The organism is Pseudomonas sp. Pmew2 (assembly GCF_058129885.1).
Genome location: NZ_CM176702.1, coordinates 5,484,772 through 5,506,682, shown reverse-complemented (window position 1 = coordinate 5,506,682; position 21,911 = coordinate 5,484,772). Strand labels below are relative to the sequence as shown.

The 21,911-nt window shown below is 53.5% G+C and carries 19 protein-coding genes and 3 pseudogenes; 8 read left to right on the top strand and 14 right to left on the bottom strand.

What is annotated here, in order from left to right:
• Positions 1-329 precede the first annotated feature (329 nt).
• Positions 330-1,769, bottom strand: coding sequence for a site-specific integrase (locus AC4ANK_RS25445; RefSeq protein ID WP_057442566.1), 1,440 nt, complete (start codon positions 1,767-1,769; stop codon positions 330-332).
• The gene (gene mobH / locus AC4ANK_RS25440) at positions 1,766-3,697 is read right to left on the bottom strand and encodes a MobH family relaxase (protein ID WP_080891926.1); all 1,932 of its coding nucleotides are present in this window, start codon (positions 3,695-3,697) and stop codon (positions 1,766-1,768) included. The genes AC4ANK_RS25445 and mobH overlap by 4 nt, the downstream gene beginning before the upstream one ends.
• Positions 3,698-4,307: 610 nt before the next feature.
• Between mobH and AC4ANK_RS25435 the strand changes: the two genes are divergently transcribed.
• On the top strand, positions 4,308-4,718 hold the full coding sequence (locus AC4ANK_RS25435; protein WP_031598717.1) for a DUF3742 family protein: 411 nt from the start codon (positions 4,308-4,310) through the stop codon (positions 4,716-4,718).
• 56 nt (positions 4,719-4,774) lie between these two features.
• Here the strand turns inward: AC4ANK_RS25435 and AC4ANK_RS25430 are convergent, their stop codons facing one another.
• From AC4ANK_RS25430 to AC4ANK_RS25410, 5 genes are read right to left on the bottom strand one after another with little or no spacing between them, the layout of a single operon-like run.
• The gene (locus AC4ANK_RS25430) at positions 4,775-6,319 is read right to left on the bottom strand and encodes a conjugal transfer protein TraG N-terminal domain-containing protein (protein WP_031598719.1); all 1,545 of its coding nucleotides are present in this window, start codon (positions 6,317-6,319) and stop codon (positions 4,775-4,777) included.
• Positions 6,316-6,684: a hypothetical protein gene (locus tag AC4ANK_RS25425; RefSeq protein ID WP_031598721.1), complete on the bottom strand. Its 369-nt coding sequence runs from the start codon at positions 6,682-6,684 to the stop codon at positions 6,316-6,318. The genes AC4ANK_RS25430 and AC4ANK_RS25425 overlap by 4 nt, the downstream gene beginning before the upstream one ends.
• Positions 6,685-6,686: 2 nt before the next feature.
• A complete protein-coding gene (locus tag AC4ANK_RS25420; protein WP_172456532.1) occupies positions 6,687-8,078 on the bottom strand; it encodes an integrating conjugative element protein in 1,392 nt (463 codons plus the stop codon).
• Positions 8,075-9,013 (bottom strand): TIGR03756 family integrating conjugative element protein, encoded by a 939-nt coding sequence (locus tag AC4ANK_RS25415; protein ID WP_460383635.1) that lies wholly within the window; start codon positions 9,011-9,013, stop codon positions 8,075-8,077. The genes AC4ANK_RS25420 and AC4ANK_RS25415 overlap by 4 nt, the downstream gene beginning before the upstream one ends.
• Complete coding sequence (locus tag AC4ANK_RS25410; protein WP_005741262.1) at positions 9,010-9,486, bottom strand: TIGR03757 family integrating conjugative element protein; 477 nt, start codon at positions 9,484-9,486, stop codon at positions 9,010-9,012. The genes AC4ANK_RS25415 and AC4ANK_RS25410 overlap by 4 nt, the downstream gene beginning before the upstream one ends.
• A 297-nt stretch (positions 9,487-9,783) precedes the next feature.
• Here AC4ANK_RS25410 and AC4ANK_RS25405 point away from each other — a divergent pair, with 297 nt between their 5' ends.
• From AC4ANK_RS25405 to AC4ANK_RS25395, 3 genes are read left to right on the top strand one after another with little or no spacing between them, the layout of a single operon-like run.
• Positions 9,784-9,972, top strand: coding sequence for a hypothetical protein (locus tag AC4ANK_RS25405; RefSeq protein ID WP_017704257.1), 189 nt, complete (start codon positions 9,784-9,786; stop codon positions 9,970-9,972).
• A 17-nt stretch (positions 9,973-9,989) separates the two neighbouring features.
• A complete protein-coding gene (locus AC4ANK_RS25400) occupies positions 9,990-10,529 on the top strand; it encodes a hypothetical protein (protein ID WP_460383633.1) in 540 nt (179 codons plus the stop codon).
• A 40-nt stretch (positions 10,530-10,569) separates the two neighbouring features.
• Positions 10,570-11,124, top strand: coding sequence for a hypothetical protein (locus tag AC4ANK_RS25395; protein ID WP_005746558.1), 555 nt, complete (start codon positions 10,570-10,572; stop codon positions 11,122-11,124).
• 219 nt (positions 11,125-11,343) lie between these two features.
• Here the strand turns inward: AC4ANK_RS25395 and AC4ANK_RS25390 are convergent, their stop codons facing one another.
• Positions 11,344-12,324: an IS5 family transposase gene (locus AC4ANK_RS25390; protein ID WP_044424202.1), complete on the bottom strand. Its 981-nt coding sequence runs from the start codon at positions 12,322-12,324 to the stop codon at positions 11,344-11,346.
• Between the two features lie 509 nt (positions 12,325-12,833).
• Here AC4ANK_RS25390 and istA point away from each other — a divergent pair.
• The 3 genes and pseudogenes from istA to AC4ANK_RS25375 form a co-directional block, all read left to right on the top strand.
• Positions 12,834-13,856, top strand: coding sequence for an IS21-like element ISPsy4 family transposase (gene istA, locus AC4ANK_RS25385; protein WP_002551322.1), 1,023 nt, complete (start codon positions 12,834-12,836; stop codon positions 13,854-13,856).
• The gene (istB, locus tag AC4ANK_RS25380; RefSeq protein WP_460383631.1) at positions 13,853-14,662 is read left to right on the top strand and encodes an IS21-like element ISPsy4 family helper ATPase IstB; all 810 of its coding nucleotides are present in this window, start codon (positions 13,853-13,855) and stop codon (positions 14,660-14,662) included. The genes istA and istB overlap by 4 nt, the downstream gene beginning before the upstream one ends.
• 53 nt (positions 14,663-14,715) lie before the next feature.
• Positions 14,716-14,904 (top strand): annotated as a pseudogene (locus tag AC4ANK_RS25375) (LbetaH domain-containing protein); the annotation flags it as partial.
• A gap of 47 nt (positions 14,905-14,951) precedes the next feature.
• On the opposite strand, the pseudogene tnpC reads toward AC4ANK_RS25375, so the two are convergent.
• Positions 14,952-16,413, bottom strand: a pseudogene (tnpC, locus tag AC4ANK_RS25370) (IS66 family transposase).
• A 69-nt stretch (positions 16,414-16,482) separates the two neighbouring features.
• Positions 16,483-16,842 (bottom strand): IS66 family insertion sequence element accessory protein TnpB, encoded by a 360-nt coding sequence (gene tnpB / locus AC4ANK_RS25365; RefSeq protein WP_007247730.1) that lies wholly within the window; start codon positions 16,840-16,842, stop codon positions 16,483-16,485.
• Between the two features lie 85 nt (positions 16,843-16,927).
• Here tnpB and AC4ANK_RS25360 point away from each other — a divergent pair.
• Positions 16,928-17,212 (top strand): annotated as a pseudogene (locus tag AC4ANK_RS25360) (LbetaH domain-containing protein); the annotation flags it as partial.
• A gap of 173 nt (positions 17,213-17,385) precedes the next feature.
• On the opposite strand, the gene AC4ANK_RS25355 reads toward AC4ANK_RS25360, so the two are convergent.
• The 4 genes from AC4ANK_RS25355 to AC4ANK_RS25340 all read right to left on the bottom strand — a co-directional run bounded on the left by AC4ANK_RS25355 (position 17,386) and on the right by AC4ANK_RS25340 (position 21,692).
• Positions 17,386-18,015 (bottom strand): YdcF family protein, encoded by a 630-nt coding sequence (locus tag AC4ANK_RS25355; RefSeq protein ID WP_460383629.1) that lies wholly within the window; start codon positions 18,013-18,015, stop codon positions 17,386-17,388.
• A gap of 2 nt (positions 18,016-18,017) precedes the next feature.
• Complete coding sequence (locus AC4ANK_RS25350) at positions 18,018-18,722, bottom strand: HAD family hydrolase (RefSeq protein ID WP_460383627.1); 705 nt, start codon at positions 18,720-18,722, stop codon at positions 18,018-18,020.
• Positions 18,688-19,872: an MFS transporter gene (locus tag AC4ANK_RS25345; protein ID WP_460383625.1), complete on the bottom strand. Its 1,185-nt coding sequence runs from the start codon at positions 19,870-19,872 to the stop codon at positions 18,688-18,690. Before AC4ANK_RS25345 ends, AC4ANK_RS25350 begins: the two co-directional genes overlap by 35 nt.
• A 62-nt stretch (positions 19,873-19,934) precedes the next feature.
• A complete protein-coding gene (locus AC4ANK_RS25340) occupies positions 19,935-21,692 on the bottom strand; it encodes a carbamoyltransferase family protein (protein ID WP_460385226.1) in 1,758 nt (585 codons plus the stop codon).
• Positions 21,693-21,911: the final 219 nt, after the last annotated feature.

Sequence of the window (21,911 nt, the reverse complement as noted above, 5' to 3'; positions counted from 1 at the left end):
CTGTTGCTACAGAGCTCGATCTTTAGATTTTTAGGTAGTCGGTCATTGCAAAAAAGCGGACAAGCGTCTTGGTGCGTTTAACCAGGCAAGCAGCCGTCTGGAGCGAAAGATAGCGCCAGCATCTGGTGATGTCAAATTAGAGCGCCCCGTTCCAAGCGAAAGCTTGTGATCGGGGCATTTTTTTTGGAAAAAATTGCTGTGCTGTGCTGTGCTGGCGTAGGCCCGCCTGAGGCAGTCATTAGGCCTCATAACTAAATAATCTGCAGTGCGAAGCATCTGCTGATAATGGCAGATTGAGTATTTTTACAACTGTCTCTATGGCAGCTGGATCACCATGACCTGCCTATCCTTCCGGTCATTTCCAGCATTTCAGGGCGTAGATGCCGAGCATCCTGGCTTGGTACAGGTCTGTCCTCAATCACTGGTTCAGTACCAGTTCCTCCGCCGGCAATGTTGTGTTGTACCCACTTGGTAAGTTCGCCCAAGCTTCTCAACAGATCTTCCGGGCTGGAGCAGCCTAACGGTAGTTGCCTAACAGCAGGGTCGCCTTCATTCAAGGGGGACGGTATGTACTCGTGACTTCCTGACGTGATATCTGGTGCAGCCTGTATTGTCGTACCCGAGTGCGAATTCAAAGGGGCACTTTGTTTTTTGCGCTTTAACTGCACGGTCTGGGCGGGCGTTTTGCCCAAGACGTGCCCCGATGCTCTGTCGGCAACTGCTGTCCTTTCGTGTATCGACGATCCCGAAGTCAAGTCCCTCACTGGAGCAGCTACAGAGTAATGTTTTTCAGCTCGCTGCGCCGCATCTGCTTTTGCCAGGTAGCTGATCTTGGCCGGTCGCTTGCCTCGCTCATTCATCACCGCTCGCATCATCTCGTAGTCAGGCTCTATGTAATCCATCGTCGTTGCGATATTCGAGTGGTTCAGCAGTTTCTTGGTCAAATAGATATTGCGCTCTGGCAGCGTCATCAGCTCGCTGGCGATCGTGTGACGAAACCGGTGAGGAGTCATGCGTACCCCGGTCATCGCGGTGAGCTTTTTGTACATAGCCTCCACCTGATTAGAGTTCATCTCTTGACGACGGTAGTGACCAGAAAATCTGTTTACGTTGAACAGTTGCTCTTCGGGCTGAAAACCCACTGCTTTAGCAGCGTTCATGATGGTTTCCAACTGTGCCATGAGCCCATCCGGGATCGGAATCAGGAACTCACGGTGAGTTTTCTCTGTTTCACCTCTGACTCGGATCAGCCGGTCGCCCAGGTACACATCCGCATAACGCAGGCACAGCAGCGCGTTGAGCCTTAGCCCCGTGTAGTAGAAGGTTTCGAACACGGTGAGCCAGAACCAGGCCGGAGTAATTTCTGTCCGTTTTCCAGTGGCACGTTCTTCTGCTGCCAACACCTTGAGCCAGTTACGAGCGCGGACGCTAGCGTCGTTAGCAACTGTCTTTTTTGGGCGCTTGGGTGGCACCACACTCGTGTTTTTAAATGGGTTAGCAACCATGTCTACCAGACCGTGTTCGATTGCGTAGCCGTAGATGGTGCGCAAATGGCTGGAGTACGTATTCCAACTGCGCTTTGAGATTCTCTCCAGTTCGGATCTGCGCCAGTCGAGCATGTCCCGGTGCGTCGTCTCGCTTGCCAGACGGTCACCGAAGAATCTGACATAGGACTTTGTGGCAGCCCAGTAGATCTTGACCGTGTCCGGCCGTAAATCATGGGTGAGAATGTATTCCTGGGTCAGCTCAGGCAGTGTCATTGTGTTCATTCAGATGCTTCCTTATCTGCCAAGTCCGCCAAGCTGATGACCGGGTTGTCATAGGGCACTTCGCTGAAAACGTCGGTGGGCTCAGTGAGCAGGTAGCCCCGCAGTTGCTTGCTTTTGCGCGGTCCTTTGACCAGGCATGTCCAGATGTTCAGGCCTGCGGGCGTCTTCCGATGTTTTTTCAGCTTCTCAAAAGATCGCTGGACCAATTGCCAGGCTTCGAGATCGCGCTCTTTCGCCTCGTGCTCAATCGCCGGATGCTCAAGCGCGTAACGTTTGAAGATATCCGGACTGACCAGAAACGCCGTGCTGTCCACGGTATGTACACGCGCTTTGGCGTCATTGATGATGATCCGGTGAGAGATCACACCGCCCTTCAGCCAGGTGAGGAAGTTGGTGCCATGATTCGGGGCCGAGTCAGTCGAGTTCTTGGCAGTGTCTGTTGCTGGAGTTGTCTCAAAAACGGGGATGTCAGCCTCAGCCTGCTTGGGCTGACTGAGCCGTGCAGGTGGTTTGGTTGGAAGAGAAAAGGGGATCTGGTCGTCGTCAGTGCTCTCCGGGCTACTTTGCACTGGTGCAGTTGGAGCAGCAGGTACTGGATCGGGAAATAGATCGAGTAGCTCATCCAGCGCATCAAAATCTTTTACTGGTGCCGGTGCTTGTTTCTGCGAGGATTGCTGCGCCGTCTGATTGACCGCGGCAGTTATCTTCTTGTTGTTATCTACCGATAGTGGTTCGGCGGCTCCCACAAGCGCTTGCTCGACTTCTTCCACCGGTCCTGCGGCTTCCACCGTAAGGGTGCCGGTATACGCCTCTGGTCTTTCGGTAGCGTTCGGCCAGATCAATGCCGGCGCGATTTTCAGTACCGTGAGCGTGTTCTTCCAGCCTCGACCATTGTCGATGCTGGCCTTCCAAATGGCTTTTCCCTCTCCATTAGGCTGAATGATTGCCTGATCCTGGAGCAGATTGAACATGGGGGCATTGGACGTCGGAATGTGCTCAATGCCCTGTGACAGCAGATGAGCCCTGAGCTGGTCTACCGCAGGCTTGCTGACAAGCCACAAGCCGTCCTGCGTCAGCCAGCCGTCTGAAGGACCATCGGGCTGGTTCAGCTTGAATTTCTCAGAGATGAGCATCCTCAAGCCTTCGGCCAGCTGCCGCTGAATGGATTGTTTAGGCGCTGACATTGCCCGACCCGGATTGCCGCCGAGCTCTTGCGCCACCGATGCCTGATCCGCCTGTGAGACAATTTCTCCCAGGATGTCGGCATGCTCATATTGCCCTGCGAACGCGAACACCAGTTGGGTCCAGAGCTCGGGAAACCCGCTGAGCCAGTCCAGTGCCTTCGCCGGAATGACATTCGCGTAGATCAGCGACGAAGCAGCTCCATGCAACCGGTAGTCCCGACCTTTCACGTACTTGAATCGGTATGGCTGATCCAGTGGCCCATGCCATGGATGCCAAGTCGTGCCGTCTGCCAGTTCCACCTTGACGTCTACAGCAATCTTGCCCAGGTCATGGACGAGCGCACCATAAGCCGATGCGGCAGACCACGCTTCGGACTGGGCAGCCTGTGACTCGGGCGGAGCTCCGATTGGCAGCAGATACATTTGCCGAATCTTCAGTGCGTAGGCGACGATTTCAAGACCGTGATCCAGCATGCCACCATGATAGGCATGGTGATGATTCTCCGAGGCAGGGAGATGCTGCACCAAGGCTGCGTAGCTCTTGAATGCCTGCACGTATAGCGTATCGAACTGCGCGCGGGGCAGGGACGTTCTCTGCCATATGTTTTCAATGAGCTGACGCCGTCGGGGAGTAGACAGTAACGTGTCGGAAGACTCGGGTTTGATAAACCCTGCAGCAGCATTAGAGGGCGTGGTTGGCGATGTTTTTCTTCGCTGAAAGAAACTAAGCATTGAGGCACCCATGATGAAGTCATGGTGGGCCTTTTGCTCTAAAGGGCTCAGCGTGACAAGTCGAAACCCATATCCATCCTGGAAAGGTTATTACATGAGCCGCCACCTGAATGGTTGGGATCCAAACAGTGTCAGCGAACCGATGTTGCCATGCTTGCCGAAGAAAGTGTAGTCTCCAACTGCTTGTTTAGGTTAGTTTTTTTGTAAATCCAATTTTCATGGAGGACCGCCTTTCGAACCCTTTCGGCGTCCATTTCCGGCGGAATCGCCGGCCTTTTCAGGTAAGGCACTTACCCTTATTCCCCATTCCATTCAAACCCTTCGCTTTGCCCTTTTGCTTCAGCCCATTTTCCCCTTTGGTGCCGACAATCCGGGGCAGGCAAAGATTGAAATCCAGTGAAAGGCCCATGGCAGCGCTTCATGTCTCCAGGTGAAGCGCACGATGGCTGGGACAGCTTTTCAGTCGAAGCACTGTCGACTCGGGCCTCTCAACGGTCGGTATCTGTTGCGCAACTGCTCGTCGAGGGCTTGATTTTCAAGGGGGATTGAGCTGAAGATACCCACTAATGGGTTATCAATTGATATCAATACGACATGCTCTAATCGACCGGCGAGGTGACACATGACCCCAGATGCCAATACGGATTTAAGCGGTGCAGCGCGTTTTGGTCACGTGCTCGGTCGTGGTCTGCGTCGAATACTCAATGTTGAGCGCGCGTTCTGGTTGTTGCTCAGCCGAGCTGGCGTGCCTGGCCTGATCGTGACACCAGTTAAGTGGGCTGCCCGTGTGGCAGTGATCGGCACGTGTGCATTCTTCGCCGCTTGGGGGCTGTTGTACGTACTGTCCTTCACTGTCCTTTTGGCTATTGGGCTCGGTATCGTGAATAGTCCTTCTGTTGAAAATGGTCTATACACACCGCAACTGGATATCTTCGGTGACGCTTTGGAAGATGAACACATTGGTGGTGATTCAGGGTGGATGACTGGTAATCAAGGCTATGGCTATTACCAAAATGGTTTGAAACAGTCGTAAGGGTATTGGTTTGTGGGTGCCGAGATGCATTTGTCTCGGCACCTGCAGCGTATAGCCTATTTTTTCATGTTTCCTTTTACCTCTGACATGATTATATTTGCGCCGCCTCCTCCCGCTGATTTGGCATCTCTCGTACCGTCAGTCAATCCTTGCATTAAACCGCCAATCGTTGCGCCGCCCCATCCCAAGGCGAGCACCCAGAAACTTGGTAGCACAATGAACATCGCGCCAATTACGAAGTCTAGCAGCAAGTCTCCTTGAGCATTGCTGGCTCCAAACACGGGGTCAAAATTGGAGTGGGGAACATTGCTTCCTATCCCGTTACCGTAAAGTGCATCTAAAATCGTGCTGTCGACCCAGCGTGCCAGTTGGAACCAGAAGTCGACAAAGATCAATGCGAACGCAGCAAAAGTGATCGTCATAACGACCTTCAGATCAAACATTCCTACGACTAGCACAAACGGGATGCAGATGATCAGGGCCATCTTTAGGAAGGCCATTGCCATTGGTGCAGCCTGCCGGACGCTGTCCATGGCGGGGTACATCATGAGAGCCCCAGCAGCCTGACCGACGGTAGCAGTCAAGCGCGTCACATCGTTCGCCACTGAGCCACCCACTTGGCCACCGTAGTCGGCGTACACCTGTCCTTGGGTCAGTTGCTGCTTCCGCGGAGAAACGAGATCGCGTATGACTGAATCATTCACCTCGGTCTGAGTCATAAATTTTGCCCATTGAGCAAGTTTGCTCAACAGATCTGGGCTAACTTGTTCCAGCAGCCTGGCTCTCAGGCCGATGTTTGCGTCCGACCACCACTGCGTGCAGGTAGGGAAGCCACCGCCTCCGGTGGTTTGGGGCAGGCCTGCATCGCGAGTTGCGTCATAAGGCCATTTGGTTCGAGGCGTGTGTGACCTAAATCCAGAGAAACCATCATCATAATAGCCTGGCGTCTGCAGGAAGAACCGCGAGCCGATCCAGTTGACGTCGTTCAATTGCTCTTTGGTGAGCGTTGGTTGAGTCATGAATAGTCGCGACCGTGCCAGTGCGTAGCAGTCGTTGGTAAAGTCGGCGACTTCCTGTGCCAGTAGTGGGTCGTTGATACGTGCCCTGTTCACATCCATTCGAACTTGTTGCAGGTCTACACCACAAGGGATCGCCGCGATGGAGGCTGCGGTTGCGGCTTTTGACATCGCATGCACGAATAGCCACCACACAGGAACAACGGCGCTTTTTCCATTCAACGTACTGAATGAGGTATTCCAACCCGTATCGGCAGGGTTGGGGACCGAGTACTGACACTGTTCCGAGCGGCTCCGATCAAACTGCAACGTGTCGATGCTGACCGTCACCAAAGGCATACAGCAGACAATGATGACCAGAATCGCGGTGTAGAAGCGGTTCTCCACTCGAGCCAGCGAGAGTACGCCTTTGTTACCTTCGTCGGCACCCTCAGCACGTGCTTTGAGCCATTCGCTGATGATGATGGCGGCAAACGGCGCGGCCACCAAGCCGCTGTCCTCAATCATGTTCCAGACGCCGCTGTTGATGATCCAGCCCACCAGCGTGAGGTAATACTCCAGATAATCATTGGTGTGTAACATCATAGTGTACTGACTCCCTCGAGTAGGCCGGCACGCCGTAGCTCCATTAATGCAATCAACAGCAGGGCGATCAGCTCACATCGCATTAAGCCTGCGGGAATATCGGACGATGCCTGGTGAACCAGTTGCTTCCTGATCTTGAGCCATCCGAAGGCCAGCGTTGCGTAGACCAACAGCCGCCAGGCCAGCATGTACCCGTAGTGCGTCCTCTGCCATTCGCTGAATTGCTCCAGATCCCCAAACACCTTGTCGACGAACGTCAGAAACGTCACGACCAGTAGCGCCATCAGTAATGACATCAATAGAAAAGTCAGCGCAGCTTTACCCGCTTTTCTCCATCGTCCAGTTTTTGTTGTGGTTGACGTCATCGTCAGTCCTCCTTCTTGGGGCTTTGCAATTGGTCAAGACGATCAGGCGTCGGGTCGCCTTGGAAGATGCCTTTTGAACCGTCCCTCCTGATTTGAGCCCGTTGCAGAATGGCTGTCGGAGAGTTGCTGGCCAGATTGCGCCGCATGTCCAGCTCGGTCTTCAGGTTGTCAATTTCCTGTTGCAGGTTGTTGTTCTGCTGACTGACCGCCTGCTGGGCCACATCATTGGCGGCGATGTTCGGTTCCTTGCTCCCGGTAAACAGGGTGCGTTGAAGCAGCAACGCTTTACCCAGCACATCTGATAAAGCGAGCTCTGAAGCAAGGCGTTTGGCCAATATGTCTTGGTCGTGTTCGGAACGAAGGGCCTCGACCACGCCACGCGTCACAGGCAGAGAGCTACTGCTGGCTTGCGACAGGTTCTCCTGCGTGAGGGATTTGTTGCCTGAAATGAGCTCCTGCAGCGCCTTGAGTTTTGAGTCGTAGGACTCTTGAATGAGGGGCGTGAGTCCAACGCCAGCAGTGGAGGTGGTTTTGGTGCAACCCTCACACGTGCGCTGTTGCTGCTCTCCCAGAACACGGTTGGCGAATGTGGTTGCTTCCTGCGGCGAAGACCAAGTGGAGCACACCATGCCGTTGTTGCAGCTCGATGGGCTGATAGACGCTGTATCAGCGGCATTACGTCCGTTCAGCAGGTTGTATCCTGCCCGAGTGACATCGCCTACGACCTTGATCGGTTGCTGGCCCGATCCGCCGGCCTTGCTTCCACCCACCCAGGTGATACCGTCATTCCCACCTTGCTTTTCGACCTGAGCAACGGCTGAGACCGCGTCTGTGTTTCCGGTTTTCACTGCCTGACTCATGGCCTGGCCTTCGGCGATCTTGTCCCAGCCCATTTGTCCGCCCGCGACATCGAGCATCTTGTCCGCTATGGCGCGGCACGTGCCTTTGGAGCGGTCGAAATCAAGACGGCCTTGCAGGATGCCGTTGGTGAGCAGGTTGTAAAGCGCTGGATTGGCGCGCTGGATAATCAGCCCTGGCAATGAGGCCACTGCGCTGGTGGCGTTGGAGATCATCGAGCCCATGATCGTCTGAAAGCCGGAAGTGGCACCGTTCAACTGATTCTCCAGTGTATTGTTCAGGCTCATGTTTCCGCAGACCAGGTTGCTGTTCCAGCCACCGCCAATGCTGATGCTGTCCATGTTCCCGGCGCTTCCCATGGTCACGGCGTTGCCGCCACCGACGCTGTACAAGACATCGTCACCGATGACGCTGCCGGACGAGCTGGCACTGATCCCTGGCGTCTCGGCAAGGGCGCTGTGTACCGTCAGGGCGCTCATGATTGCGATAGTCAATATGGCAGCGTGGCGCATAATTGAAGTCCTCTTGATCATCATTGAAAGTCCGTACTGCCAAGAAAGGTTTGACCTGCCCGCTTGCAGCAGGAGTAGGGTCGCCATAGCGCCCAGGCGTACGCGCCATCGGTCGCCTGCACACGGGGCTGCGAGTTCGGGAATACCGCACAGCTTTGACTGAGGGTCGGCTTGAGCTCTTGCCATTTGCCAGTGGTGGCATCGGTCTCGATCAATTCCCCGGCAGGCCAGTAGCCTGGCTGAGGCTTTGCCAGAAGGGGTTGATAGACGTGAACCTGACCGCGGCGAGTGACCACGTCACCTGCACGCTGCGCCATCACGGCCGCTGCCTTGTAATCGTCGGCTTGATGGATAAAGCCGCTCCGGGGGTAGACGCTTCCCCACATGTCTCCAGACAAAAGGCCACCCACTTCTCTGCGGCCAGGGATGAGCGCCTCCGGGTACACCGATTCAGGAACGCCGTGGCGCCAGGCAACCGTATCCAGTGTGCTCAAAAGGTAAGGCATGTATGGAGTAGCAGCACCTGGGCAGGCGTAGCCAGAAGCACTCGCAAACCGGCTGAACGTCGCTCCCCCGGGGTGGCCAATGACGTCAGCATTTTTGAATTTAGCCAGGCTATCTTCGTTATTGTGATTGGTGGTCCCGTCGCCGCCAGCTTGGGCAAATGAAGTGGGCGAGCTCACCGAAGAGACCTCCATCCAGGGGTTTTCACCGGTATTCGAATAGCTTGAGACCACGGCGTCTGGAACGAAGTGACGAACCTTGGTCGACGTCTTCACCTTGCATCCAAACGGGGTGCAAAGCAGCCAGTAACAGATCCCGACCACCTTGTATTCCAAGCAATCAGGCGACAGGGTTGAGGCAGCGAGGGTGGCCGATGTCACTGTAGCGGCGGCGGCTGGCCAGGTTGAGATCGACAGCGCCAATGTCGCCCACGCCGAAGGCTTGCGTAGTTTCATTGCGGCGTATCTCCCTGACCAGCGTCGTTTTGATGTTGGGCTGCAGCACGCCACTGGGCAATGCGCTGTTCCGCCGCCAGAACATTGGGTTCGCCATACACAACAAACGTGCGGTCGACCACCACTGCTGGGACCTTCGTGACCCCGATGCTCCAGGCGTCTACAAGGTTTTGCTGAGCTAAGGCCAGGTCGCGTTGCAAGCGCTGCGCATCGCTGCTCTTGAGGCGTTGCTGCATGATGGCGATGGCTTGTTGCTGATTCGCCGGCAGGCCTTCCGAGAGCTTGGTCTCAAGCCGTTCTTGCTCGTCCAGGAGTATCAATCGGACATGTGCCGGTGCCTGAACGGGATGGTTACGGTCCGTAATGACCCACGTCTCGGCGCGCCCGAGGGTAGTCTGGGAGGCCATGACCACGCTCAGGAAGCCTAAAAGGCTACGTTTGGATCTGAAGCAATAGGTTCTGGAAGAGAGCATGAGGCAGTACCTGAAGGTGGTGTCAGGTACAGGAAACGCGATTGATGAAGAGCCGTCAGTAGGAAACCGTTATCGGGACGATTGGGGTTTGGTGGCGTCTGCTTGGATGGTGCGCCCGTCATCAAGCAGCAGGCGCGGTAGCACTTTCCGGGGAGATGGGAGATCCAGGTTACGGGCAACATTGCTGGTCGGCAGCCCGCTCCGAGATTATGATATTGATACCGTCAGATACATTGAGCGGGGATGGGGCAGCAGAAAAACACCACTTTTGCATCGAAAAGACACAAGGAATGTCGTATGAAACTATCAGTGGCTCAAGTAATAGCGGTTCTGGCTTCAATAGGTCTGGGGGAAGCAGGGCAGCGAACAGCAGATCTGGCGTACACCGAGGCAGGTATTCTTGCTCTCCTCTTGGGAATTGTTCTGATGATGGCAGCCTTTGGGTTCGAGCTTCTTGAGTTGCTGCGTGAAAAGTCGCTGATCTGAGAGGAGCAAAAATAGTTATGGAAGGGTATGAACATCCGACCCGTGATGCGTCGCCGCATGAGATATTTAGACTGTCATGGCTGGCTTACGTCGGTCCAATCTTTACTTTCTTGGTTCTCATCGCCGTGTCATCCGGTACATCGTGGTTGACTATACACAAGGCTCAAACCGACAAGGCTCATCAGATCGGTATCACGATTAGCGTTCTCGTTCTGTTACTCGCATTTGCAATGTTTATCTACAAGATCCTCGTCTTGAGAAGCGTCTATCTCTACACCGACGATGTGGGCGTTTGGCTGTATCAAGGAATTTTGCCTTGGCGGAAAGGGTACCGTGGTGTGAAGTGGCGTGACATCGAAGATGCCATGTACTTTACAGGCTTTATCAGCTGGATTTTTCGGTCGTATACCGTGCGAATTGGACACCGCTTTACCAAGACAAGTGAAATCTTGATCACGCATCTAGCCAAAGGTAATAATGCAGTCGAGCATATCAACCAATTGCATCAGAGCATCCTCAAAGCTGAGCAGGACGAGTTCTTGTCACCTGAGGTGTGATGCGCATTTTTCGTACATGCCATAGGCAGGAATGGAGCGAATGGTCAAAGAAGTTTTTTTCCCCGGTAACGATCGACAACCTTGTTTAGCCCGCTACGGTATCAAGATAGACCCTGATCACGGTATTGCTCGGGCCGAAATCGTAGTAATTCAGACTAACCGTGAAGGCTATCCTGCTATGGGTACCAGCCTATACAACACGGAGGATGGCCGAAATATAATTTTGAACAAAATTCTCGAAACTGATCTGCGAGGCGTGCGCGTTGAATTTGTCAGTTTCTATGTAATTCTCGATCTGGAGCATCGGCTAGAAGGGCTGAAGCTGCCTATCCGTATGGACTTTGAGGACTATATGAAGCGCGGGAATCCTTACGGCGTTGAAAGCCTTCCTGCAGAGAATATTGCAGGCAAGGTAATGCAGTGGATAGGGAAGGGAGATAAAGCATACGTCTACCACAGCATCCATGTTCAGGGCGGGTGCGCAAAGTTCTACACGGATCTCATGGATGAGCAGCGAGAGTCGGTTAGCACTGATAAAGCCAAAGAGCTATTCCAAGCGATCGGATACGAGTTCTCCCCTGCGACCGACTACTGAGCCCGTGTCGAGGGACTGCCGCACCTCCGTGGGGGGGTCAAGCCAAATCCCCCCCGGGGGGGGCGTCTGCGGACCAGTGGCGGACTTTCTTTAGGGATGCTCCGATCAACTTGCCGCGCAGCGGTGGCAAGCCGTAATTTGCCAGGCACATAGCGCTATTTTTCTGAAAACGGTCTGATGCAGTGTGAGTCGAGCGCGTTTTTCGCTCGGTTTTCCGTGTTAAGCGCGCAACTCACCCAAACCCATTAGTCGCTTTCGAGCCATCCACAGGTTCGACAGGGCGAACAGCGTGGTCAGTTGGGCCGTGTTTTTCATCAGCCCACGAAAGCGTACTTTCACGTAACCAAACTGGCGCTTGATGACCCGAAACGGATGCTCGACCTTGGCGCGTGTCTGCGCTTTGCAGTACTCGATCTTGCGCTTGGCTTTGTACAACAGGCTGCGTTTGTTCAGCTTGGAATACGTGCTGCGCCGCGCCGCGATTTGCCAGATCACGTTACGATTTTCGTGCTCTTCACGCTTCTCGACACCGGTGTAGCCAGCGTCCGCATAGACCGCGTTTTCTTCCCCGTGGAGCAGTTCGGCGACTTGAGTGACATCGGCCACATTGGCCGCAGTGCCATGGACGTGATGAACCAGTCCAGACTCAACGTCAGCGCCGATGTGGGCCTTCATACCGAAGAAATACTGGTTACCCTTCTTTGTCTGATGCATCTCGGGATCACGCTCGCCGTCTTTGTTCTTGGTCGAGCTTGGGGCATGAATAATGGTGGCATCGACGATGGTGCCCTGGCGCAGCGACAGGCCTTTTTCCTGCAAATAACCGTTGATGACCGCGAGGATTGCAGGAGCCAGTTGATGTTTCTCCAGCAGGTGCCGGAAGTTCATGATCGTGGTGTCTTCCGGTATCGGCGCACTCAACGTCAGGCGTGCAAACTGGCGCATGGGGGTGATTTCGTAGAGCGCTTCTTCCATGGCCGGATCACTCAGGGAGAACCAGTTCTGCAGCAGGTGAATGCGCAGCATGGTTTCCAGCGGATAAGGTTTTCTGCCACCGCCGGCCTTGGGGTAGAACGGTTCGATCAGGCCCAGCAGACCTGTCCAGGGGACGACCTGATCCATCTCGGCGAGGAAGCGTTCGCGGCGTGTCTGCTTGCGCTTGCTGGCATATTCGAAATCGGAAAAGCTCATCTGGCTCATGGGAGGCTCGGATCAGGTGGTCAGGCGATTTTCGCATAACCGGGACTTGTTCGGAGATTCCTTAGGGATGGTGCGAAAGAGGCTGATGGCTTTGGGTGAGGTGCGCCCGTAACGCAGCAAACCGGGCTGAAAGCCCGTTTAAACCAATGAAAAGGCGGCAGAGCGTGTCAAAAATGACGTGTGGGGGCGTTTTCACGCCCTCTGACCGAAAGCAGCTGGCTTGCTCGGAGCTTCCTTAGCTCGGACCGTACATGCCGCCCTTTGCAATCCTGGGGTACTGTTTTCGAAATTACTTACCCATACTCCGATATGTAAATTATTGATATATATAGTTTTACTTAAAATAAAAGGCGGGTTTTTTCGAAAGCAACACGCTAGTGACGAACTGGCGACATAGTAGGAGTGTTGGTTTTTCCCCCATGCATGTCACCGCCACTGTAAAAATGACCCCCTAACGCCAACCTAGAATTGACCCCCCTGGGTAAAACTGGCGGCTTTGAGCTGCCAATATGTTGACCCAGGAGCAGTCTGTGGAAATTAAAGTGTTGGCCCGTCAGGGCCATGGCATCAAATTCATCGCCCGTGAGCTGGGTATTTCGCGTAACACCGTGCGCAAGTACCTGCGAAAGGCCCGGTCGCTACCCAGTGACAAGGTGAGACCCGCACGTCCGTGCAAAATCGACCCCTTCAAGGACTACCTGCACGAGCGTATTGAGGCGGCGCGCCCACACTGGATTCCGGCGACCGTCCTGCTGCGTGAGATCACGGCATTGGGGTACAGCGGCGGCGTCAGTCGTCTGAAGGCTTATATTCGCCCCTTCAAACGTAAGGCAGAAGAGCCGGTGGTACGTTTCGAGACACTGCCCGGCAAGCAGATACAGGTGGACTTCACCACCATTCGACGAGGCCGTCAGCCGCTTAAGGCGTTCGTGGCGACACTTGGTTTTAGTCGAGCAAGCTTTGTCCGTTTCTCCGAGCGAGAGGACAGCGAAGCCTGGCTGACAGGGCTTCGGGAGGCGTTCGCTTACTTTGGCGGCGTGCCCGAGCAGGCATTGTTTGATAACGCCGGAACCATCATCACCGAGCGAGATGCTTTTGGGGAGGGCCAGCACCGTTGGCATCCCCGATTGGCTGCGCTGGCCGATGAGTTTGGTTTTATTCCCAAGGTCTGCCGCCCTTACCGTGCCCAGACCAAGGGCAAGGTTGAGCGCTTCAACGGGTATCTGAAGGGCAGTTTCATTACCCCGTTGGCCGCTACGCTCAAGAGTGCGGGTCTGACGCTGGATGTGGTGACGGCCAACGCACATATCGGCCAATGGCTCGACGAAGTCGCTCATCAGCGGATTCACGGCACGACGGGTGTTCAACCGGCGGTACGTCTGGCCCAAGAGCAGCAGGTACTATTACCACTGCCAACACAGAGCCTGCGCCCACAACCCGCCCAAGGCCTACGCCTGGGACGGGTCCTGCCGTACGAGAGCTTGCAGCATCCGCTGTCGGTTTATGAGCAACTGCTGGAGGTGAGAGCATGAACCTTCAACATGCTCGCCTGACAGAACTATGCAAGGGGCTAAAGCTTGAGCGCGTCGGGGTGGACTGGCCGCACCTTGCCCAACAAGCAGCAAGCGGCGAAGACAGCTTTGCCGACTTCCTCGAAAAGCTGCTGGCTGCCGAGACCGATGCCCGAAGTGAACGCTCTCGACAGGCCCTGCTGAAAACTGCCGCGCTGCCCGCCGTGAAAACGCTGGAGCAATACGACTTCGCGTTTGCCACCGGCGTCCCCCGGGCACAGCTCCAGGAGCTGGCAGCATTGAGTTTTGTTGGGCGTACCGAGAACATCGTGTTCCTGGGGCCTAGTGGTGTAGGCAAGAGCCACCTGGCCATCGCCCTGGCCTACCGGGCAGTGATGGCCGGTATCAAAACCCGCTTCGTCACTGCGGCTGACTTGATGCTGCAACTGACCGCTGCGCACCGCCAGGAACGGCTCAAGGAATACTTCAGTCGTGTGGTGATGGCCCCTGGGTTGTTGGTCATCGATGAAATCGGCTACCTGCCGTTTGGTCGTGATGAAGCCAACCTGTTCTTCAATGTTGTCGCCAAGCGCTACGAGCAAGGCAGCCTGATCCTCACGAGTAACTTGCCGTTTACCCAGTGGGCCGGAACCTTTGCGGATGATCAAACACTGACAGCGGCCATGCTGGACAGGCTGTTACATCATGCCCATATCGTGCAGATGACAGGTGAAAGCTATCGACTCAAGGACAAGCGCAAAGCAGGAACCAAATCTTCTCGGGCCGAACCGGCTCGAAAATATGAACCCGAGGGGGGTCAAAACTAAGTTGGCGATTTAGCACGGAAGGGGGTCACTTTTTAGTTGGCGTTGACAGTCATGGAAACTGTGCCGTCCACGAAACTGCCGTTGTTGAGCAAGGCGCTGTATTAAAGGGCGCGATTATCATCGGCGCAGGATCCTTCGTGGCGGCGGGTGCCTACCTACGTGGAGGCGTTTATCTCGGCAGCAATTGCATTGTTGGCCCAAGCTGCGAAGTGAAAAGCAGCTTCATGCTTGGCGGAAGCAAGCGTAAGCGCTCCATAAACCCCACCGGACTAAAAAATGGGTGGCGCGCTCAGCTAGGCGATGCGGGTGAGCAGTTCCACGGCAGCAAGGCTTCGTAATCTTCAACCGATGTTGCCGTTGGCAGGCGTTCGAGTGTGTGGCGCAGCCACGCATAAGGCTCTTGGCCGTTGGCTTTGGCAGTCTCGACCAGGCTGTAAAGTTGAGCACTGGCCGTCGCACCCTTGGGCGTGTCGCTAAACAGCCAGTTCTTTCTTCCGACCACGAAGGGGCGGATCGCGCGTTCAGCGGCGTTGTTGTCGAGCGGCAGGTAGCCTTCCTCGACGTATCGCTCCAGCTTGCTCCAGTTACTGGCGAGGTAACTGATGGCTTTGCCCAGGGCGTTCTGAGTGGTGACCTGTGGCTGCGTCTTTTCGATCCAGCTTTTTAACTGAGCCAGTATCGACAGGCTTTGTTCTTGACGACCGATCTTACGTTCAGCGTCACCGCAAGCTTTTAGGTCGCGTTCGATGCCGTAAAGCTTGTTGATCAGATTCAGCGCGATATCCGCGCGCCCCGTTTTACCTTTGGGCTGCACTTTCTGTGCGTCAACGAATTTACGACGCGCATGAGCCCTGTATCCTAAACGCTCAACTCCAGCTTGGGCGCCCAGTGCGTTGTAACCGGCATAATCATCGCTCATGACGTAGCCACGATAGCCATCGAGAAGGCGCGTCGGTACCTCCTGCGCTCGGCTGGTGGAGTAGTCAAAAAGGATGACCGGTTTATCCGGTGGGCCGCCGGTTTGCACCCACATCCATGACTGGCTGCTCGGCTCACGGTCAGGCTCTTTCAACACCTGCACCCCGTGTTTCATCGCAATGGATGACCCGGCTGGCCAACAGGCTGTCGCGCATTAAATTCAACAGCGGCTGGAAGTGCTCGCCGCACTGGATAACCCAGCGAGCCAAGGTCTGGCGAGGGATATCGACGCCGTGGCGGCCCAGTACTTTTTCAAAGCGGTGAAGCGGCAAACCGTCCACATATTTGGTGGTCAGCAGCATCGCCAGTACGCTCGGGCTGGCCATGCTTTTTTCAATTACCTGAGCTGGCTTGTCTGCTGTGACAGGTGCCGTTTCGCAGTCGCGGCAACCGTAAACTTTACGAACATGTTTGATCACCCGTATCTGCATCGGCACGATTTCAAGCTGCTCGCTGATTTCCTCGCCAATGGCGTGTTTACGGCAACCGCAGACGCAGGTCAGCTCATGCTCGGGCAGTTCGTGGATGACTTCGATACGCGGCAGATCGCCAGGCAGTGGCTTGCGCTTGCCACGGCGCTTGGCGGGGGCGACGGCCTCTTCTTCCGTGTCTTCGTCGGCAACGTCGGCGATGCTTTCTGCTTCATTGAAAAGGGCTAGCTGAGGCGTAGCAGGATCAGCTGTCTGCTCGGACTTACGTCCGAACAAGCGCTGACGCAGCAGCGCGTTTTCCTCTTCAAGAAAACCGACCCGAGACTGCATCTTCGCAAGCATATGCTTGAATAGCTGAAGATCGTCTGGGAGGTTTTCGGGCACAGAATTCATGCCCTGGATTATACAGAATCAGGCCACAAATCGCGGCGTCAAAACCTGATGAGGACGGTTACGCCAGAGGTCAAAACCGTCGAGCATCCAGTTGAGTTCTTGGACAGTCAGGACAATCGCTTCGTCCGTCACGTCAGGCGATGTTTTAAAACGCTCGGATTCCAGGCGCTTGAGCCAAAGGCAGAAGCCGTTGCGTTCCCAGTACAAGATCTTCACGCGGTTGCGCGGCTTGTTGAGGAAAACGAAAAGCACTGGGTCGAAGACCGCAACCTTGATATCCAGCTCGACCAACGCCGCCAGGCCGTCAATGGATTTTCGAAAGTCGACGGGCTTGGGGTAGAGATAGACTTTTTCGACTTTTGCATCGGGTCGCATCATGGCGAACGGGCTCCTGAGAGAATCGGGAGTACAGCATCGAGCATCAGATAAGCGCTTGGAATGTGGGGTTCATGGAGCGCTTACAAGCAAGCTGGCACACTTCAACTTTGTCGGCGACTCATTGATTGGCGAGAACGTGAATATCGAAGCAGGTGCAATCATAGCCAATTACCGCAACGAGCTAGATGGTGCGGATATCAAAGTCCGCTGTGCAGACAATGTGAGCGAGATAGGAGTTAACAAATTCGGTGCCTTGGTCGGCGATGGCTGCAAAATTGGGGCGAACGCAGTCATCGCTCCCGGTGCGCTACTGCGGCCAAACACACATGTCCGACGTCTCGGGTTGATTGACCAGTTTGCCTACGATTAAGCAGCATCAACTGTAATAGTCCGGCGAACTCACTAAAAAGCTAGAACTGGTGTCCACTTAAATTTAAGTGCACACCATGCCCTGGCTTTGTGGGGCTGGGTAGATAGCTTGGCCGGACGGTTACCACCCAGCACTGACATCCCCAGTTGATCGGGACTGGTCATATTTGAAGCTTATTTGATCAGATGATGATCAAACCCCTGTTCGACTAGGTACTCCCACGCCTGCACAACCTCCTTTGGGATCATTTGTTCAATCTGAAATCCTTTCTGCGGGTAGAGCATAATGCGCTGCAGATCTCCCACCATCTCATCAATAACGCCAAGTACCCCGATAAGGTTGGAGATATCTTCAGGAAATCTATAATTTGGAGCATCGACCCACGCTTCAAGCCCTGGCCATTGAATAGGTAGGGTCGACACGACGCGAAGGATAGAGTTTGGCTTAGTGAGGAAAGTCGCCCGCTTTACCTGAGGAAACATGGCCTTTGCTAATGCGATATTTTCAGCGAAATTAGTAGCTTTGTCCTCTAGGCTGAACTGCTCAGGTCTTACTCCAATCTCTAGGGCTCGGTGGGCGAACATATCAGCCTCCGTTATCTCCCATAAGTGCTTGGTCCAGTTTCCGGTATTGCCTGTGAAAAGTAGGTGTTTCGCAACTCCTTTAGCCAGCAGCTCACAAGCATAATCACACACGCGAAGATCGTAGGATCCACAGACGACGATCAATTCACAGCCCTGATGCTCACGATTAGCTGAAAGGAAGTACCACAGGACGGTAGCGTGTTTCAATGTAGGGGTCATTGTCAGAGTAAGCTCCTGGAAACGTGGGTGCCTAGAATCAGGCCTCGGCCGTCGAATGAATGAGTGTTCGTCGGGCTCGAGGCCACCGGCAATATGTTGAAATCTGCGTATACAGCTGCTGCACCGTCAGCTAAAAGTGAGGTCTCACCTCCAATTCCCAAGCATAATGCTCCGCTGCTTACTGCTGAGCGGACGCCGCTAGAAGAGTCTTCAAACACTAGGCATTGGTAAGTTTTTCGAGCTAGTTTTTGTGCTGCCAACTCATAGCAGTCCGGTGCAGGCTTACCATTTTTCACATCTTCGCGTGAAACCACGCAGTCAAAGAATTTTCCCAAGCCGTGCTGCCGAAGCACATTTTCAATGCGTTGGGGCCAGCTGCTGGTCACCAATGCTAGCGGTACCCCACACTCATGTAAATGAGCAATCAGAATAGCCACACCGGGCATCAACGCGCAAGGTGCCGACTCCTCGGCTGCGTCCACCTGCTTTTTAATGATGCCGCGCTGCTCATTATTAAACTCGCCGAACAGCATCTTAAGGGTGTACTCACCAGGGCGGCCGTGAATATGGTGATGGATGAACTCTTTGGAAACATTAATACCATAATCGTATGCCACATCAGTCCATGCACGCTCAATAGCGTCGCGAGACTGTATAAGCACGCCATCCATATCAAAGCAGACGGCCGAAAAGTTTTGTGCTGTCATGATTATATTTTCGCATTTTGTGATGAGCAATCAAGGCTAAGAATGTACCGGCCAAGGCTAGCAGAGCCATTACGTAATAAGCCCCGGTTTGCATGGTTTCATACATGTAACCCGAGAACGGTGTGGCTAGTCCCATTGGAAGCGCGACGGCAAGTGAGTAGTAAACTCCCTGAGTAAAAACTTGGATATCTTGCGGGGTGTTGTCCCGTATGAAACGCATTATTGCCGAATGATAGGCCGCGAAGGTTAATGCGTGCATGCACTGGCCCAGCACAATCACCACCGTTGCTTCGCTACTGGAAAAAAATATCCACCGTATAGCGGCACAGCCGCTTGAAAATATTACCAATGGAAGCGGCGACCAGCGTGCGAGAATTTTATTGGAGAAGGTGAAGTAGGTTATTTCAGCTAGCACTGCTATCGACCAAAAAATACCTATCGACGTTGATGAGTAGCCCTTAGCTCCCCAGTTTATAGATGCAGTAGAAAAATATAATGTATGGCTAAGTTGTATGAAGCTGGCCGCAGCTATTGCGAGTAGCAGGCACTTGTTCTTGAGTAGCTGTCTCCACTCAGGTCGCTTTAGTTTATGTTTCGTAAGTGGGGCAGGCTCTTTGGAGGTTTTGTTTTTCAACCATAAGCAACTAAGTCCAGTAAGAAACATGCTCGAAGCAATTACTATCGGTACCCATGACTGACCGTAATAGGTGAATATCAACCCGCCGAGAGTCGAGGTCAGAATGAAAGCTGATGAGCCAACTGCACGTACCCATCCATAGTTTTGCAATGCCTGCTTATCACGCTTGAGTAGATATGATTCGGATAAGGGCAATACCACCATCCATAATCCACCAAATATAACACTTAAGGTGACAAATACGGATATCTGCGCGGGAAGAAAATAAAACAACAGGGTACTGAATGCAGCTGAGAAACCCAATATAGCAGCCAGGCGAATCTGATCGACCCGCCAGTCTGCGACGTATGTAATCAGTACACCTGTCACCATTTGAGGCCAATATACCGCAGCGATCAGGAGACCAATCTGGCCCGCGCTGAAACCCAGCGATTCCAGCCAGGTAGGCCAGAACGGATAGATAATCCCTTCGGCTGCAAAAAATCCAAAAAAATCAAATACATGAGTCACCACAGTAAATACCTCAAGGCATTCACTTTAAAATGGACTCCCTAGAGAGTCCAAAGCCTATTGGGTTATTCGAAGCGTTGCAGGGCAAAGCTGTTCTTCCCCCTACGCCAGATGAGCAATGACTCACTCATGACTACCAAGTCAACCATTCCTTCCTTAAGAGCGGACAAGGCATCTTGAGATGTGCAGACAATTGGTTCTTCATGGCGGTTGAATGAGGTGTTGATTAAGGCCGATTGGCCCGTACGTTCATGCCAGGCGGTCAGTAACCGGTGCATGAAATTATCCGTCTGGGGGCGGACTACTTGAGGCCTAGCGGTCCCATCGATATGGACAACCGCAGGACTTGCCTCAATGAACTGAGAATGACAATCGTATGTCATGGTCATCGTGTCGGCCGCGACCTGGTCATCGGTCCATCCAACATAGCAATCAGGAGCATGATCAACTGCCGTTACGGGACCAAACGGCATAAACTCGGTGCGGTGCATCCGTTGGTTGAGCCAAGCGTTAACATCCGCATCCATGGCGTGATAAACGATACTTCGATTACATAGTGAACGTGGGCCGAACTCCATTTTACCCTTGAACATTCCCAATACTTGGTTCTGCATAAGCGCTTCTACTAGAGTATCTATGATATTCCCAGGTGCTTGATAGGCAAGCTCGGGATAGTCACGATTTAAAAGATTTATGTTCTGGGAGGTACTCCGTGCATCCGGTCCCAAAGTCATAACAGGATTTTTGAAACGAGTACCATTTTTGAGGTAGGCGGTGCCAACCGCAGCTGCTAATGCCAATCCCCCATCACCCATGCAAGGAAGTACATAGACGTTTTTCACTCCAGCGATTTCGCGCAGACGCTGGTTGAGCTTAACGTTGCCGAAAACTCCACCCGCCAAGCAAAGATTATTACTTCCGTGCACCTTTAAGTGGTGTGTTACAACCGCGACGAGCAGGTCCTCAGTATGACGCTGTACGGCAGCGGCGATATCCTCTGGTTTTTCGGTTGCAAATAATGCTTGCAATGGGTCGCTGTAGGTTTGATACGAAGGTAGGAACATGTCTCCACACGTAGCTTTGATACGTCCTTCTTCGAATCGAATCATTTGCTTCATTACGTCTAGCAGTTTTTCCGGATCACCGAATGCCGCTAGGCCAGTAATTTTCCCCTCATGACGGTTAGGCTTGTAACCTAGTAAATGAGTTATCCTGCCATAAAAATAACCTAAGCTGTCTATGCTGGTTTCACGCTGTAAAACATTGGTTTCACTGGGGCTGTAATAAGTAAGGGTTAGAGCTTGAAAGTCGCCTCTGCCGTCACATGTTAATGTCAAAGCTTCATCGAAAGGAGAGCATACATACGCCCCCAAAGCGTGGCATTCGTGATGATCTATATAGTAAGCTTTGCCGACTAAGCCCTGATCTAAAATGTAAGCATCAAACTCTGCCCTTTTCTCCTTGTCATTGTTCAGCTCGTCAATAATTCGTTGGCGAAAGAGCGGGACGCCCTTCGGATTACTCTTTACCTCTTCAACGATGCGATCAAAATACAATGGTAAGTGCTTGTCAGCATTAAAGCCTGCATTCCAACCATAGGCCACATAGTCAACATCTTGTATTGTCATGCCTGATTGGGTTAGCACGAAGTCAATAGATTGAGTTGGCCATACCTTGTGGTCTTTAATACGAGTGAAACGCTCTTCGCTGACAGCCGATAGGATTTGGCCGTTGCGCACTAAGCAAGCGCCTGATAAATCATTATTGGTGATTCCTAAAAGATCATAACAACTCCATGTTGTGTTCGTAGATGGTAATAACAGAGGTGTATGCGTGGGCTGGTACTGATTTACCTCTGATTGTGGTTTTCTCTTTCGGCCCACTGGGCTGCGTACAATCGCGTCCAGGTAGGCGGTCCTCATGATAGCAAGGATAAGCCTAGCACCAATTTCAGAGTGTGAAAGGAGCGGGTGTAAATTAAATGAAGTCGTAGGTGAACTCAGCCGCCTAGGGTCTGTTCCCGTTTCGACGTAACCCATTGA